The organism is Delftia sp. WY8 (assembly GCF_018437695.1).
Classification (GTDB): domain Bacteria; phylum Pseudomonadota; class Gammaproteobacteria; order Burkholderiales; family Burkholderiaceae_C; genus Comamonas; species Comamonas tsuruhatensis.
Genome location: NZ_CP049795.1, coordinates 3,711,550 through 3,725,542 on the forward strand (window position 1 = coordinate 3,711,550; position 13,993 = coordinate 3,725,542).

Sequence of the window (13,993 nt, forward strand, 5' to 3'; positions counted from 1 at the left end):
ACCATGGATTTCTCCAAATTCTTCATAGACCGCCCGATCTTCGCGGTCGTGCTCTCCATCATCCTGTTCGCCGTGGGCCTGGTTGCGATTCCGCAGCTGCCCGTGGGCGAGTATCCCGAGGTCGTGCCGCCCAGCGTGGTGGTGCGCGCCACCTATCCGGGCGCCAATCCCAAGGAGATCGCCGAGTCGGTGGCCGTGCCGCTGGAGGAGGCGATCAATGGCGTCGAAGGCCTGATCTACCTGAAGTCGGTCGCGGCCTCGGACGGCAGCCTGCAGGTGGTGGCCACCTTCCGCGCCGACGTGGACCCCGACACGGCAGCCGTGCGCGTGCAAAACCGCGTGAGCCAGGCGCAGAGCCGCCTTCCCGAGGAAGTGCGCCAGTACGGCGTGACCACGCAAAAGCGCTCGTCCACGCCGCTGATGTATGCGGGCCTGACCTCCAGCGACGGCAACCATGATGCGCTGTACCTGCGCAACCATGCCACGCTCAAGATCAAGGACGAGCTGGCGCGCATCCCCGGCATCGGCGAGGTGGCGCTGTACGGCGCAGGCGACTATGCGATGCGCGTCTGGCTGGATCCCAGCAAGGTGGCCGCACGCCAGCTCACCGCCGCCGAGGTGATCGCCGCCATCCGCGAGCAGAACGTGCAGGTATCGGCCGGCCAGCTGGGCGCCGAGCCCAGCCCCAAGGGCTCGGACAAGCTGCTGTCCATCAATGTGCGCGGCCGCCTGAAGACGGCCGAGGAGTTCGGCTCCATCGTGCTCAAGGGAGGTGCCGACGGCCAGGTCGTGCGCCTGTCCGACGTGGCGCGCATCGAACTGGGCGCCAGCGACTACAGCATGCGCTCGCTCAGCGACACGCGGCAGATGGCGGCCGTGGGCATCTTCCTGTCGCCGGGCGCCAATGCGCTGGGCGTGGCGCGGGAGGTCTACGCCACCATGGAGCGCCTGTCCAGGGATCTGCCCGAAGGCGTGAACTTCGAGACCGTCTGGGACCCCACGGTCTTCGTGCGCGACTCCATCAAGGCGGTGCAGAGCACGCTGATCGAGGCGGTGATCCTCGTGGTGCTGGTGGTCATCGTCTTCCTGCAGACCTGGCGTGCTTCCATCATTCCGCTGCTGGCCGTGCCCGTGTCCATCGTCGGAACCTTCGCGGGGCTGTACCTGCTGGGCTACTCCATCAACACGCTGACCCTGTTCGGCCTGGTGCTGGCCATCGGCATCGTGGTGGACGATGCCATCGTCGTGGTGGAGAACGTGGAGCGCTACATCGAGGAGGGCCACACGCCCCTGGAGGCGGCGCACCTGGCGATGAAGGAGGTCTCGGGCCCCATCATCGCCATCGCCCTGGTGCTGTGCGCGGTCTTCGTGCCCATGGCCTTCCTCAGCGGCGTGACGGGCCAGTTCTACAAGCAGTTCGCCGTGACGATCGCCATCTCCACGGTGATCTCGGCCATCAACTCGCTGACGCTGTCGCCTGCACTGGCGGCCAAGCTGCTGCAGCCGCGCGGCGCGCCGCGCGATCTGCTGTCGCGCGGGCTGGACCGCAGCCTGGGCTGGTTCTTCCGGCCCTTCAACCGCTTCTTCGACCGCAGCGCGCACGGCTACCAGAACTCCGTGGGGCAGTCGCTGCGCCGCCGCGGCCTGGTGTTTGCGGTCTACGCGGCGCTGCTGGCGGGCACGGCCGTGCTGTTCCAGGCCGTGCCGGGCGGCTTCATCCCGCTGCAGGACAAGCTGTACCTGTTCGGCGGCGCCAAGCTGCCCGAGGGCGCCTCGCTGGGCCGCACCGCCGAGGTGACGCGCCAGATCGTGGAGCTGGCCCACAGCGTGGAGGGCGTGGACAAAGTCGCTGCCTTCGCAGGCTTCAATGCGCTGCAGACCACGACCACGCCCAACCTGACCAGCTCCTACATCATGCTCAAGCCCTTCGGCGAGCGCACGCGCAGCGCCGAGGAGATCAATGCCGAGCTGGGCGCCAAGTTCGCGCAGATCGAGGGCGGCTTCGCCTACGCGCTGATGCCGCCGCCCATCCAGGGCCTGGGCAACGGCTCGGGCTACTCGCTGTTCCTGCAGGATCGCGCGGGCCTGGGCTACGCGGCGCTGCAGCAGGCGCTGCAGGCCTTCCAGGCCGAGATCGCCAAAACGCCGGGCATGACCTATCCGGTCAGCAGCTACCAGTCCAACATCCCGCAGCTCGAAGTCAAGGTGGACCGCACCAAAGCCAAGGCGCAGGGCGTGGCGCTGACCGACCTGTTCCAGACGCTGCAGGCCTACCTGGGCTCGGTCTACGTCAACGACTTCAACGCCTTCGGCCGCGTCTGGCGCGTGATGCTGCAGGCCGATGCCGACCACCGCCAGGCCGTGGAGGACATCGCGCGGCTGCGCACGCGCAATGCGCGCGGCGAGATGGTGCCCATAGGCTCCATGGTCACCGTGGTGCCCAGCTTCGGGCCCGACCCGGTGCTGCGCTACAACGGCTTCCCGGCGGCCGACCTGATCGGCGACTCCGACCCGCGCGTGCTGTCCTCGGGCGAGGTGCTGACCAAGCTCCAGGAGATCGCGCAGCGCACGCTGCCGCGCGGCATCGAGCTGGCCTGGACCGACCTCAGCTACCAGCAGGTGGAGCAGAGCAACGCGGCGGCCGTGGTCTTCGCCATCGCCGTGATGCTGGTCTTCCTGGTGCTGGCCGCGCTCTACGAGAGCTGGACGCTGCCGCTGGCCGTCATCCTCATCGTGCCCGTGTGCATCTGCGCGGCGCTGTTCGGCGTCTGGCTGGCCGGCGGCGACAACAACGTCTTCGTGCAGGTGGGGCTGGTGGTGCTGATGGGGCTGGCCTGCAAGAACGCCATCCTGATCGTGGAGTTCGCGCGCGAGCTGGAGCTGCGCGGCGTGGGCATCGTCGATGCCGCGCTGCAGGCCTGCCGCCTGCGGCTGCGGCCCATCGTCATGACCTCGATCGCCTTCATCGCCGGTGCCGTGCCCCTGCTCATCGGCGGCGGCGCGGGCAGCGAGGTGCGCGCGGCCACGGGGGTGACGGTGTTCTCCGGAATGCTGGGCGTGACCCTGTTCGGCCTGTTCCTCACGCCGGTGTTCTACGTCACGCTGCGCCGGCTCTCGGGCCGGGCGCTGACGGGGCATGCGCCTGCACATGCCGCGCCTGCCTCCCCACCCTCCGACAAAGCCGCACCCCTGGAGCCCCACCATGTCTGAAATCCGCAAATCCCTGAGCCGACACGCGCTGGCGCTGGCGTCTGCCGGGCTTGTGGCCGGCTGCGCGGTCGGCCCCGACTTCAAGGCGCCTGCGGCGCCGCAGGCCGGAGCACAGTTCGCGCGGGCCGAGCCTGCACCGGCCACCCCGCAGGCCGAGCCCGATGCCGCCTTCTGGCGCCAGTTCCAGGACCCGCAGCTGACGCGGCTGGTGGAGCAGGCGCTGGGCGGCAACCAGGACCTGCAGGTGGCGCTGGCACGGCTGGACGGCGCCCAGGCGCTGCTGAGCGAAAGCCGCTTCGACCAGTTCCCCACGGTCACGATGTCGGGCCAGGCCACGCAGCAAAAGCGCAGCGAGAGCGAGGCCTTCTACGGGCCGCGCAGCCAGCGCAGCTACACGGCCGGGCTGTCGGCCAGCTGGGAGATCGACGTGTTCGGCCGCGTGCGGCGCAACATCGAGGCGCGGCGTGCCGACCTGCGCGCCGACGCGGCCGATCTCGCGGCGCTGCAGGTGGCCATCGCGGCCCAGGTTGCGGGCAGCTATGCCGACCTGCGCGGCTGGCAGCAGCGCCTGGCCCTGGCCCGGGCCAACGCGGCCAACCAGCAGGACACGCTGCGCCTGGTGCAGCTGCGCCTCACACACGGCAGCGGCACCGAGTTCGACCTGGCGCGCGCCCAGGCCCAGTTGGAGGCCACGCGCTCGCGCATCCCGGCACTGCAGGCGCAGATCGCCATGGCCCAGCACCGGCTGGCCGTGCTCACGGGCCAGGTGCCCGAGGCGCTGATCGCCGCGCTGGATGTGCCTGCCGCCCTGCCGCAGCTGCCGCCGGCCATCGACCCCGGCACGCCGGCCGGCCTGCTGCGCCGCCGTCCGGACGTGGCCGTGGCCGAGGCACGGCTGCATGCGGCCACGGCGCGCATCGGCGTGGCCACGGCCGACCTGTTCCCGCGCCTGTCGCTGGGCGGGCTGCTGGGCAGCACGGCGCTGCACGGCGGCGCGCTGTTCGAGGGCGGTAGCGCCACCAGCAGCGTGTTCCTGGGCGTGGACTGGTCCTTCCTCGACGTGGGCCGCGTGCGGGCGCGCATCGCGGCCAGCGAGGCCGGCGCCCAGGCCGCGCTGGCCCAGTACCAGCAGACCGTGCTGCTGGCGCTGGAGGACGCCGAGAACGCCCTGGTGCGCCTGCAGCGCACGCGCACCGAGGATGCCCACCTGGCCCAGGCCGCCGAGCAGCGCCAGCGCGCAGAACAGCTGGCGCTGCGCCGCTACCACCTGGGCAGCGTGGGCCTGTACGAAGTGCTGGATGCGCAGCGCGACCTCTACGCGGCCCAGGACGCCGCCGCCGACAGCCGTGCGCGCGGCCTGCGCGCCGCCGTGGCGCTGTACCAGGCCCTGGCCGGTGGCTGGGACGGGAAGCTGCCGCCAGCCTGAGCACAAGGCGTGCGTTGCAAAAAGGGACGGCTAGGCGCCGTCCCTTTTTTTCTTGTCCGGCGCACCCGGTGAAAACCACGAGGACCAGGGGCTTGCCTCATTTTTTTCTTATCGGATAATTTTCTCATTGGAAAAAAATGGAGCGATGGATGATGGAAAGCCAGGTTCTGGATTTCGCCGTGATCGGTGCCGGCATGGCCGGCGCCTCTGTGGCCTGGCGGCTGGCCGGTGCGGGCGCCTCGGTGCTGGTGCTCGAGCGCGAGCCGCAGCCCGGATACCACGCCACGGGCCGCTCGGCCGCCATGTTCATGGAAAGCTACGGCACCGCGCAGATACGCGCGCTGACACGCGCCAGCCGCGCCTTCTACAGCGCGCCGCCCGAAGGTTTTTGCGAGCACGCGCTGCTGCAGCCGCGCAGCGTGCTCTACATAGGCACGGCCGGCCAGGAGCCCCAGCTGGACGATGCCCTGGCCATGTACCGCCGCGACGGGCTGCGCGCCGAGCGCATCGACGCGCGCCAGGCCTGCACCCTGGTGCCCTGCCTGGACGAGAGTCAGCTGGTGGGTGCCGTGCATGACCTGGACGCCATGGACATCGACGTGGCCGAACTGCACCAGGGCTTTCTGCGCGGCATGGCGCGTGCCGGTGCGCGGCTGCGCTGCGGCGCCGAACTGTCCGGCGCCGAGCGCGAGGTGGATGGTGATGGCCAGGGCCTGTGGACCCTGGTGCTGCAGGACGGGTCGCAGGTCCGTGCCCGCGCCGTGGTCAATGCCGCAGGCGCCTGGGCCGATGCCGTGGCCCGGCTGTGCGGCGCGCAGCCGCTGGGCATCGAGCCGCGCCGCCGCTCGGCCTTCACCTTTGCCGCACCGGAGGGCGAGGACATCCACGGCTGGCCTGCCGTGATCGGCGTGGACGAGAGCTTCTACTTCAAGCCCGATGCCGGCCAGCTGCTGGGCTCGCCCGCCAATGCCGATCCCGTGCCGCCGCATGACGTGGTGGCCGAGGAACTGGACGTGGCCATGGGCATAGACCGCATCGAGACACTGACCCGCCTGCGCATACGCCGGCCGCGCCATGTCTGGGCCGGGCTGCGCAGCTTTGCGCCCGACGACGACTTCGTGATCGGCTGGGACGCGCGCCGTGAAGGATTCTTCTGGCTGGCAGGGCAGGGCGGCTACGGCATACAGACGGCCGCCGGCGCCTCGGCCGCCGCGGCCGCGCTGCTGATGCGCGAGCCGCTGCCCGCCGAGCTGCTGGCCCAGGGCGTCGATGCCCTGCGGCTGAGTCCGGAGCGCTTCGCGGCCTGAGACGCCTGCCTTTTCGCTTTTTCAGCCCCCGCAACACACAACAATCCAAGGAGACAGGCATGGGTGCATTCAAGGAAGTGAGCAGGATTGCCGGCGCCTTCGTCGGCGTCATCGTCGGGGCGGGCTTCGCCTCGGGGCAGGAGATACTGCAGTTCTTCGCGGGCTTTGGCGCCATCGGCCTGGCGGGCTGCCTGGTGGCGGCCCTGGCCTTCGTCTTCCTGTCCATGGCGTTCTCCACCATGGGCCAGCGCCTGCAGGCCGGCTCGCACAAGGAGGTGGTGCAGGCCCTGCTGGGCCGGCATGTGGGCATGGTGTTCGATGTGCTGATCACCTTCTTCCTCTTCGCCATCACGGTGGTCATGCTGGCGGGCGCAGGCTCGCTGCTGCACCAGTGGCTGGGCCTGCCCGAGGTCTGGGGCAGCGTGCTGGCCACCGTGGCCACGGTGCTCATCGTCTGCCTGGACGTGGGCCGGGTGATCGCCTTCATCGGCGCGGTCACGCCGCTGCTGGTGTTCATGACCGTGGTAGTCGCAGGCTACGTGCTGGTGACGCCCCAGGGCGAGCCGGCCGCGCTGGAGGCCGCCACCGCCACCCAGCCCCGGGGTGCGGGGCACTGGCTGGTGGCGGCGCTGCTCTATGTCTCCTACAACGTGGTGGCGGGCATGCCCTTCCTGGTGATCATGGGCGGCCAGGCCAGCTCGCGCCGCGTGGCGCTGTGGGGCGGCGTGGCCGGCGGGCTGCTGCTGGGCCTGCTGATGCTGCTGATCGCGGCCGCCATGGTCTGGCGCATGGACACGCTGGGCGGCCTGTCCATGCCCATGCTGGCGCTGGCCACGCAGATCTCGCCCTGGCTGGGGCACCTGATGTCGCTGGTCATCTTCGGCATGATCCTCAACACCGCCGTGGGCATGCTCTATGCCTTCGTGGCCCGCATCCTGCCGGCCGGCACGCCGCGTTTTCGCTGGGGCACGGGCGTGGCGGGCGTGGTGGCACTGGGCGGCAGCTTCGCGGGTTTCATCACGCTGGTGGGCATGGTGTACCCGGTCTATGGCTACATCGGCTTCGCGCTCATGGCCTGCGCGCTGGCAGGCTGGCTGCGCATGGGCCGCAGGCCGGCGCCCCAGGCCGATCTGCGCGGCACCTGAGGGGGCGGGCCTGACCCTAGAATCGGGCGGTCGCCAGCCCCGATCGCCCGCTTCATGCCCAGCCCCCGTCCTCGCACCAGTCCCGCCCCTGGTCCCGGCCCCAGCCCTCGTTCCAGTCCGCTTCCCACGGCAGACCAGGTCCTTGCCGCCGTGCTGCCGGGCGCTCGCACGGCCGCCGCCCTGCCCGCAGGCAAGCACGAAGTGGGGGCCAAGCTGCGCAAGGCCCGCAAGGAGCGCGGCCTGACGCTGCAGCAGGTGGCCGAAAGCAGCGGCCTGGCCGTGTCCACCATCTCCAAGGCCGAGCGCGGCCAGATCGCGCTGAGCTACGAGAAGGTGCTCATGCTGGGCAATGCGCTGGACATCGACATGACACGGCTGTTCATGGTCGGGGACGCCCAGCAGGCGGCCGGCGACACGCCCACCGTGGTCAAGGACCGTTTCGAGGACGTGCAGCGCTACGAGACCGACCAGTACCTCTACAGCGTGCTGTGCGGCGCCTTCCCGGGCAAGAAGATGCAGCCCCTGGTGGCCGTGATCAATGCGCGCGAGGCAGGCGAATTCTCGGAGACCATCCGCCATGCGGGCCAGGAGTTCGTGATGGTGCTCTCGGGCCGGGTGCGCATCCTGTTCGAGAACGGCGAATCGGTGGAACTGGGCCGCCATGAGGCCGCGTATTTCGACAGCGGCGTGGGCCATGTGTATGTGAGCCTGAGCCGCCAGCCGGCGCAAGTCGTCTCTGTCTGCAGCTGAAATGGTTAGCACCCCCTGAGCGGCTGCGCCGCTTCCCCCGTGTGCACGGCGCCCTCTCTCGCTACGCGGGAGGGGGCGACACCCTCGGTGCGGGGCGGCGCGGCCGGCATAGGCCCTTCCTCGGTGTCTCTGGCGTGGGGGTGCGCTAGTTTCATAGGTCGCGCCTCTTGTTTGGGGCGCAGGCCGTTTTTCTGGGGGAATCCTCGTGCCCGGCACGGCCGCCCCGGAATTCCTACAATCGCTGCCCATGAGCCTGCCCCAGTACACCCGCGCCAAAGAGCTTCCCGCCATCCTTGCCAAGCGCCTCGTCATTCTTGACGGCGCCATGGGCACCATGATCCAGCGCTTCAAGCTGGGGGAGGCCCAGTACCGGGGCCAGGGCTACACGGGCCCGGGCAGGGTGGGCGACCGCTTCAAGGACTTCCCGCATGACGTCAAGGGCAACAACGAGCTGCTGTCGCTCACCCGCCCCGACGTGATCCGCGACATCCATGAGAAGTACCTGGCCGCCGGCGCCGACCTGATCGAGACCAACACCTTCGGCGCGACCACGATTGCGCAGGACGACTACCACATGGCCGATCTGGCGCGCGAGATGAATCTCGAGAGCGCCCGGCTGGCCCGCGCGGCCTGCGACAAGTACAGCACGCCCGGCCATCCGCGCTACGTGGCCGGCGCCCTGGGTCCCACGCCCAAGACGGCCAGCATCAGCCCCGACGTGAACGATCCGGGCGCGCGCAACGTGAATTTCGAGCAGCTGCGCCAGGCCTACCTGGAGCAGACGCTGGCGCTGATCGAGGGCGGCGCCGACGTCATCCTGGTCGAGACCATCTTCGACACGCTCAACGCCAAGGCCGCGCTGTTCGCGGTGGACGAGGCCTTCGAGCAAAGCGGCGAATGCCTGCCCATCATGATCAGCGGCACGGTGACCGATGCCTCGGGCCGCATCCTGTCCGGGCAGACGGTGACGGCCTTCTGGCACAGCGTGCGCCATGCCAACCCGCTGTCCATCGGCCTGAACTGCGCGCTGGGCGCGGCGCTGATGCGCCCCTACGTCCAGGAACTGAACAAGGCCGCGCCCGAGACCTTCATCAGCTGCTACCCCAACGCCGGCCTGCCCAATCCCATGAGCGACACGGGCTTTGACGAAACGCCCGAAGTCACCAGCCGCCTGGTGCATGAGTTCGCGGCCGAAGGCCTGGTCAACATCGTGGGCGGCTGCTGCGGCACCACGCCGGACCACATCGGCGCCATCGCCAAGGCCGTGGGCAGCACGCCCACGCGCCGCCTGTTCTACCCGGAATCGGCCTGATCGCGCGGGCGGAGCCTCTGACATGAGTTCGCCGCTGCCGCCCGTTCCGTCTCCAGCCGCAGGGCTGCCGCAGCCCGTGGCGGCGCCTGTGCCCGGCCCGGCCGCTGGTGCGCCGGTGGCGCCGGCTTCACCCGCGTCATCCGCCTCACCCTCCGTTCCCGTCACGCCGCCAGCGGCCACGGCCGTGCGCTGGTCGCCCGAGATGCTGCAAAGCCTGCGCCTGCAGGCCTTCGAGCAATTGGTGGCCCAGCTGGCGCGCCAGGTGCAGGCCAGCCCCGGCGCGCCTGCACCGCAGTGGCCGGCCAGCGGCGTGTCCGAGGCGCTGGGCCGGCTGCTGCAGGCCCTGCTGGCCCAGGTGGGCACCCAGCAGGGCCAGGCCCTGCAATTGCTGGCGGCCCAGCCGGGCTCGGCGGCATTGCTCCAGGCGCTGGCGGCAGGCACGACGGCGCCTGGCGGGCAGGATCCCCGGAGCGCTCCATCGGCCCAGGCCGGACCGCCCATCCCGTCCGCATCGACAACGCCTGCGGCCTCCATGCCGCCCACCGCTGCCGCAGTGACGCTGGCCGTGGCGGCTGCCAAAGGCAAGGTGATGGATGCGCTGCTGGCCGGATCCGGGCTGGCGCGGCAGGCCGGGGCGCGCCCAGCAGGGGGCATTGCAGGCGGCGCTGCCGGGGGGGCCACACAGACCCTGCCCGCCCTGCAAAGCTGGTGGGTGCAGCAGGGCACGCTGCTGACGCCGCAGGGCGAGCGCGGCTTCACGCTGAGCCTGCAGGTGCCCCAGGCCTGGGCCCAGGCGCAGGGCGCGGCCATGGCGCTGGCGGCCGCATCGGCTTGCGCGCCGGGTGCGGCCCCTTTCACGGCGGCGGCCCTGCCTGCGGGCGCTGCGCTGCCCTTGGCGGGCGCGCAGGCCACGGAGCCGGGCCTGCGCCTGCCGCTGGATGCATCGCTGCAGTCCCTGGCCTCGGGGCCGGTGGCCGTGGTGGTGCAGCCGCGTGGCGCCGATGCGCTGCGCACCAGCGCCCTGCTGCTGCTGGAGCTGCAGCCGCTGCGCCAGCCCGGTGGCGCCATGGCATCGCCGGCCGGGCTGGCCTCGGTGGCGTCGCTGTCGCCCGCGTTCGCGCAGGAGGTGCAGCAGATGCTGCAGCAGCGCAACGATCCCTGGCTGCACATGGCGGCGGCCCAGGCTTCGGGCGCCCTGCCGCGCGAGCGCCGGGCCTTCGAGCACCAGTCGCATTTCTGTACCACCGAAGGCTGCCAGTACGAGGGCCGCGCGCCCTGTGCCCAGCCCTTTTGCAGCGAGATGAACCGGCTCTGGGACGTGTCGCGCACCGAGCGCAGCCGCTGAGACCGGCCTTGCGAAACTGACCGGGCCTGACGGTGGCGTGGTCATCGCCGGCCCCTGCTTTCATAATGCCGCCTGTTGCCCGCCACCTGCGCGGTTGACGTCTTTGGCCGGGATGTTTGACGAATGTGCAGCGATCATGCTGCGATCTGCATCCTGGCTGCCTCCAAGTCGCGGCTGGCCACCAGCCCGCCGCGCACCTTTCCAGCCACCCCCGTTGTGGCAGCCCCCGTCGCCGTTCGCGCATGCCCCCGGGCCGCGCCGGTGTTGTGCCATCTTTCATTTCAGGAACCCGTTCAGGATGCGTTGTACCTCCCGCTTGACCCTTGCCTCTCTCGCCATCGCTGCCGCCCTGCCGGTGGCCGCCCAGTCATCTGGCGCCGGCTCCAACGTCACCATCAGTGGCTATCTGGACGCGGGTGTGTTCCGGGATTTCGACAAGACCAGCAAGCTGGGAACGATTCAGCGCAGCAACCTGGCCATTGCCGGCTTCGAGGACCTGGGCGGCGGCCTGAAGGCCACCTTCCGCCTGAGCACGCGCTTCGACCTGGACACGGGCCTGACCGAGGACTATCCGAAGAAGCCCTTCTGGCATGACGAGTCCACCGTGGGCCTGCAGGGCAACTGGGGCCACCTGCGACTGGGCCGTGCGCTCAGCGCCATGTGGAGCCAGGAGTGGCAGTTCGATCCCTGGGGCAACTTCAACCGCATCGCCTCGCCGGCCTGGCACATGGCCCACTACCTGACGCCCACCGACCGCGCCAGCAACAACGGCTCGCCCGAATACGGCCGCATGTCCAACGGCGTGTTCTACGACTCGCCCAAGTTCGGCGGCTTTTCCCTGCACCTGAGCGCCTCGCCCGAACGCACCCAGGCGCCCGGCCGCCAGGGCCGTGCGCGCTCGGTATCGGTCAACTACGACCAGGGCGCGGTGGCGGCCATGGTGGCGCACGAGCGCAACGGCAGCGGCGACACCGACCTGTACATGGGCGGCAAGTACCGCATCGGCACGGCAGCGGTGATGCTGGCCTATGACCGCAGCAAGTCGGGCACGCCCGGCACGGGGCCCGACAAGTCGCGCATGGTGTCGCTGGGCGCCACCTACGGCATGGGCGCGACCACGCTCAAGGCCAGCTATGCGCGCCAGCGCCTGGACCGAGACACCAACAACATGCTGTCGCTGGGCGCCGAGTACGCGCTGTCCAAGCGCACCATGCTCTACACCAGCCTGGGTCATCAGCGCTACGAGAACCAGAGCTCGCGCACGGCCTTCGGCGTGGGCATGGCCCATTCGTTCTGATCAATGCGCTTCCCAGCGGCCTGACTGGGCTGCGCTGGTGATCCTGGCCAGGTCTGGAGCCGGCATGGGCTGAGGGGTGGCGGGCAGGGCGGTGAGTTCCATGCCGCGCTCCAGCTTGAAGACGCTCACGGCCTGCTGCAGGCCGTAGGCCTGTTCCTGCAGGGACTGTGCTGCGGCGGCGGCTTGCTCGACCAGGGCCGCGTTCTGCTGGGTGACCTGGTCCATCTGGGAGATGGCCTGGTTGATCTGCTCCAGGCCCGCCGTCTGCTCCACGCTGGCAGCGGTGATCTCTCCCATGATGTCGGTCACGTTGCGCACGCTGCTGACGATGTTCTGCATGGTCTGGCCGGCCTGGGCGACCAGGGCAGAGCCCGTGCTGACCTTGCCGTTGGAGTCCTCGATGAGGAGCTTGATCTCCTTGGCTGCATCGGCGCAGCGCCGCGCCAGTGCGCGCACCTCGGCCGCCACCACGGCAAAGCCCCGGCCCTGCTCGCCCGCGCGCGCCGCCTCGACGGCGGCGTTGAGCGCGAGGATGTTGGTCTGGAAGGCGATGGCGTCGATCACGCCGATGATGTCGGCGATCTTGCGCGAGGAGGCATGGATGGCGTCCATGGTGTCCACCACCTGGGACACCACCTCGCCGCCTTGCTGGGCGACGGTCGAGGCCGAGGCTGCCAGCTGGTTGGCCTGGCGCGCGTTGTCGGTGTTCTGGCGCACGGTGACGGTGAGCTGCTCCATGGAGGCGGCCGTCTCCTGCAAAGAGCTGGCCTGGTGCTCGGTACGCAGCGACAGGTCGTTGTTGCCCGAGGCGATCTGGCTGGAGGCCGTGGCGATCGAGTCCGTGCCGTTGCGCACCTGCCTGACGATGTGGATGAGGCTCTGGTCCATGCGGTGCAGCGCGTGCAGCAGCTGGCCTGTTTCGTCGGTGGTAGTGGCCTGGATGCGGCGCGTCAGGTCGCCTTCGGCCACGGCCTGGGCCACGCCCACGGCCTCGATCAGCGGCCGCGCCACGATGCGCGCCAGCGCCAGCGCCAGCGCCAGTCCCAGCGCGATGCTGGCGGCCAGCAGCCCCACCACCCAGGCGCGCGCGCTGCGGTACAGATCATTGGCGTGCCTGTTGGCCTCCTGGCCGGCATCGTGGTCGATCTGCACCATGCGGTCGATCTGGTCGTACAGGCGCCGGCTCAGCTCCAGCGATTCACCCTGCGCCAGCACCAAGGCTTCGTCCTTTCGGCCGTTGCGTGCCAGGGTCATGATCATGGCGTGCTCCCTGGCATATGCGCTGCGCAGCCGGCCCAGCTCGTCGTAGGACGCCCTTTCCTGCTCGGTTTGGATGAAGCTGGCGTAGTTGTCGTAGTTCGTCTGGATCTTGCTCCACAGGTCGCTCATGATGGCGTCGAAGGCCTTGATATCCTGGTCGCTGGTGGAGATCAGGTACTGAAGCTCGTTGGCGCGGTAGCGCGCCGTGGTGGCGCGGATGGTGAGCAGCATGCGCGACGAGGGCATCCAGCGTGTGGCGATGTCGACGGACGCCTGGTTGATCTGGCTGAGCCGCATCACGGCATACAGGCCCACGAAGGTGGTCAGCGCCAGCACGGCCAGGAAGGCCAGCAGCAGCTTGGAGGAGATCTTGAGGTTGCGAAAGGCTTGCATGGCGAAGTTCTGAAGTCGTATCCCTTGAACGGCAAGGGAGCAAAAAAAGGCGTGCAGCAGGGCACACCTGGCCTGCGGTGCAGAGCAAGGTGGAAAGGGATCAACGAAGGCAATGACGAGGGCCGGCGCGTGCGCTCAGGGGGGGAACCAGCCCGAGGTCCGGCAGATGCGGCCCTTGATGCGGGGTCTCATGGCGCAGGCCTTTCCAGGGCGGCAGGACTGCGGCTGGCCATGCGCGGGCCTGATGCAGGGCAGGGGCGGTGGATGCGGAAGATGCCGAGCCGTCCGCCTACACCTTTTGGCGCCCGGACGCCAGCTGCGGCCCGGTGCTTGGCGGCGGCTGCAGCCTTCTGCGCCCAGGTGCTGCGGATGGGTGTCCTAGGGATTTCGGACAGGAAAGAATTGGCTATGTGCATCTGTGGTGGGGATTATTTCCGCACCGTCAGATGATGAGAATGCTTCCTATCTGATTTTCGATAGGACGTGTCCTAAAAGCGGTTTGCGGGCGCGCGACACGGCCGTCCGCACCGTCTTCGCACCGGCTTTCG

At 69.7% G+C, this 13,993-nt stretch carries 9 protein-coding genes; 8 read left to right on the forward strand and 1 reads right to left on the reverse strand.

Annotated elements, in window-relative coordinates:
• The first annotated feature begins 3 nt into the window (after positions 1-3).
• The 8 genes from G4D77_RS17115 to G4D77_RS17150 all read left to right on the forward strand — a co-directional run bounded on the left by G4D77_RS17115 (position 4) and on the right by G4D77_RS17150 (position 11,792).
• Positions 4-3,210 (forward strand): efflux RND transporter permease subunit, encoded by a 3,207-nt coding sequence (locus tag G4D77_RS17115; RefSeq protein ID WP_213757697.1) that lies wholly within the window; start codon positions 4-6, stop codon positions 3,208-3,210.
• A complete protein-coding gene (locus G4D77_RS17120) occupies positions 3,203-4,636 on the forward strand; it encodes an efflux transporter outer membrane subunit (RefSeq protein WP_154833056.1) in 1,434 nt (477 codons plus the stop codon). Before G4D77_RS17115 ends, G4D77_RS17120 begins: the two co-directional genes overlap by 8 nt.
• A gap of 152 nt (positions 4,637-4,788) precedes the next feature.
• Positions 4,789-5,943 (forward strand): NAD(P)/FAD-dependent oxidoreductase, encoded by a 1,155-nt coding sequence (locus tag G4D77_RS17125; RefSeq protein ID WP_279993345.1) that lies wholly within the window; start codon positions 4,789-4,791, stop codon positions 5,941-5,943.
• A 59-nt stretch (positions 5,944-6,002) separates the two neighbouring features.
• Entirely contained in the window at positions 6,003-7,088 is a 1,086-nt protein-coding gene (locus G4D77_RS17130; RefSeq protein ID WP_154833058.1) for a YkvI family membrane protein, read from the forward strand.
• A 54-nt stretch (positions 7,089-7,142) separates the two neighbouring features.
• The gene (locus G4D77_RS17135) at positions 7,143-7,838 is read left to right on the forward strand and encodes a helix-turn-helix domain-containing protein (RefSeq protein WP_016447398.1); all 696 of its coding nucleotides are present in this window, start codon (positions 7,143-7,145) and stop codon (positions 7,836-7,838) included.
• Between the two features lie 247 nt (positions 7,839-8,085).
• The gene (locus tag G4D77_RS17140; protein WP_154833060.1) at positions 8,086-9,150 is read left to right on the forward strand and encodes a homocysteine S-methyltransferase family protein; all 1,065 of its coding nucleotides are present in this window, start codon (positions 8,086-8,088) and stop codon (positions 9,148-9,150) included.
• Positions 9,151-9,172: 22 nt separating this feature from the next.
• A complete protein-coding gene (locus G4D77_RS17145; RefSeq protein WP_154833062.1) occupies positions 9,173-10,495 on the forward strand; it encodes a Fe-S oxidoreductase in 1,323 nt (440 codons plus the stop codon).
• A gap of 298 nt (positions 10,496-10,793) precedes the next feature.
• Positions 10,794-11,792, forward strand: a complete 999-nt coding sequence (locus G4D77_RS17150; protein WP_026062702.1) for a porin — start codon at positions 10,794-10,796, stop codon at positions 11,790-11,792.
• On the opposite strand, the gene G4D77_RS17155 is transcribed toward G4D77_RS17150, so the two are convergent.
• Complete coding sequence (locus G4D77_RS17155) at positions 11,793-13,445, reverse strand: methyl-accepting chemotaxis protein (protein ID WP_034365601.1); 1,653 nt, start codon at positions 13,443-13,445, stop codon at positions 11,793-11,795.
• Positions 13,446-13,993: the final 548 nt, after the last annotated feature.

Excerpts from the sequence above, each read along its gene's own strand:
- G4D77_RS17125 (WP_279993345.1), top strand. The coding sequence starts at position 4,789 with ATGGAAAGCCAGGTTCTGGATTTCGCCGTGATCGGTGCCGGCATGGCC.
- G4D77_RS17150 (WP_026062702.1), top strand. The coding sequence starts at position 10,794 with ATGCGTTGTACCTCCCGCTTGACCCTTGCCTCTCTCGCCATCGCTGCC.
- G4D77_RS17135 (WP_016447398.1), top strand. The coding sequence starts at position 7,143 with ATGCCCAGCCCCCGTCCTCGCACCAGTCCCGCCCCTGGTCCCGGCCCC.
- G4D77_RS17155 (WP_034365601.1), bottom strand. The coding sequence starts at position 13,445 with ATGCAAGCCTTTCGCAACCTCAAGATCTCCTCCAAGCTGCTGCTGGCC.
- G4D77_RS17140 (WP_154833060.1), top strand. The coding sequence starts at position 8,086 with ATGAGCCTGCCCCAGTACACCCGCGCCAAAGAGCTTCCCGCCATCCTT.
- G4D77_RS17120 (WP_154833056.1), top strand. The coding sequence starts at position 3,203 with ATGTCTGAAATCCGCAAATCCCTGAGCCGACACGCGCTGGCGCTGGCG.
- G4D77_RS17115 (WP_213757697.1), top strand. The coding sequence starts at position 4 with ATGGATTTCTCCAAATTCTTCATAGACCGCCCGATCTTCGCGGTCGTG.
- G4D77_RS17130 (WP_154833058.1), top strand. The coding sequence starts at position 6,003 with ATGGGTGCATTCAAGGAAGTGAGCAGGATTGCCGGCGCCTTCGTCGGC.
- G4D77_RS17145 (WP_154833062.1), top strand. The coding sequence starts at position 9,173 with ATGAGTTCGCCGCTGCCGCCCGTTCCGTCTCCAGCCGCAGGGCTGCCG.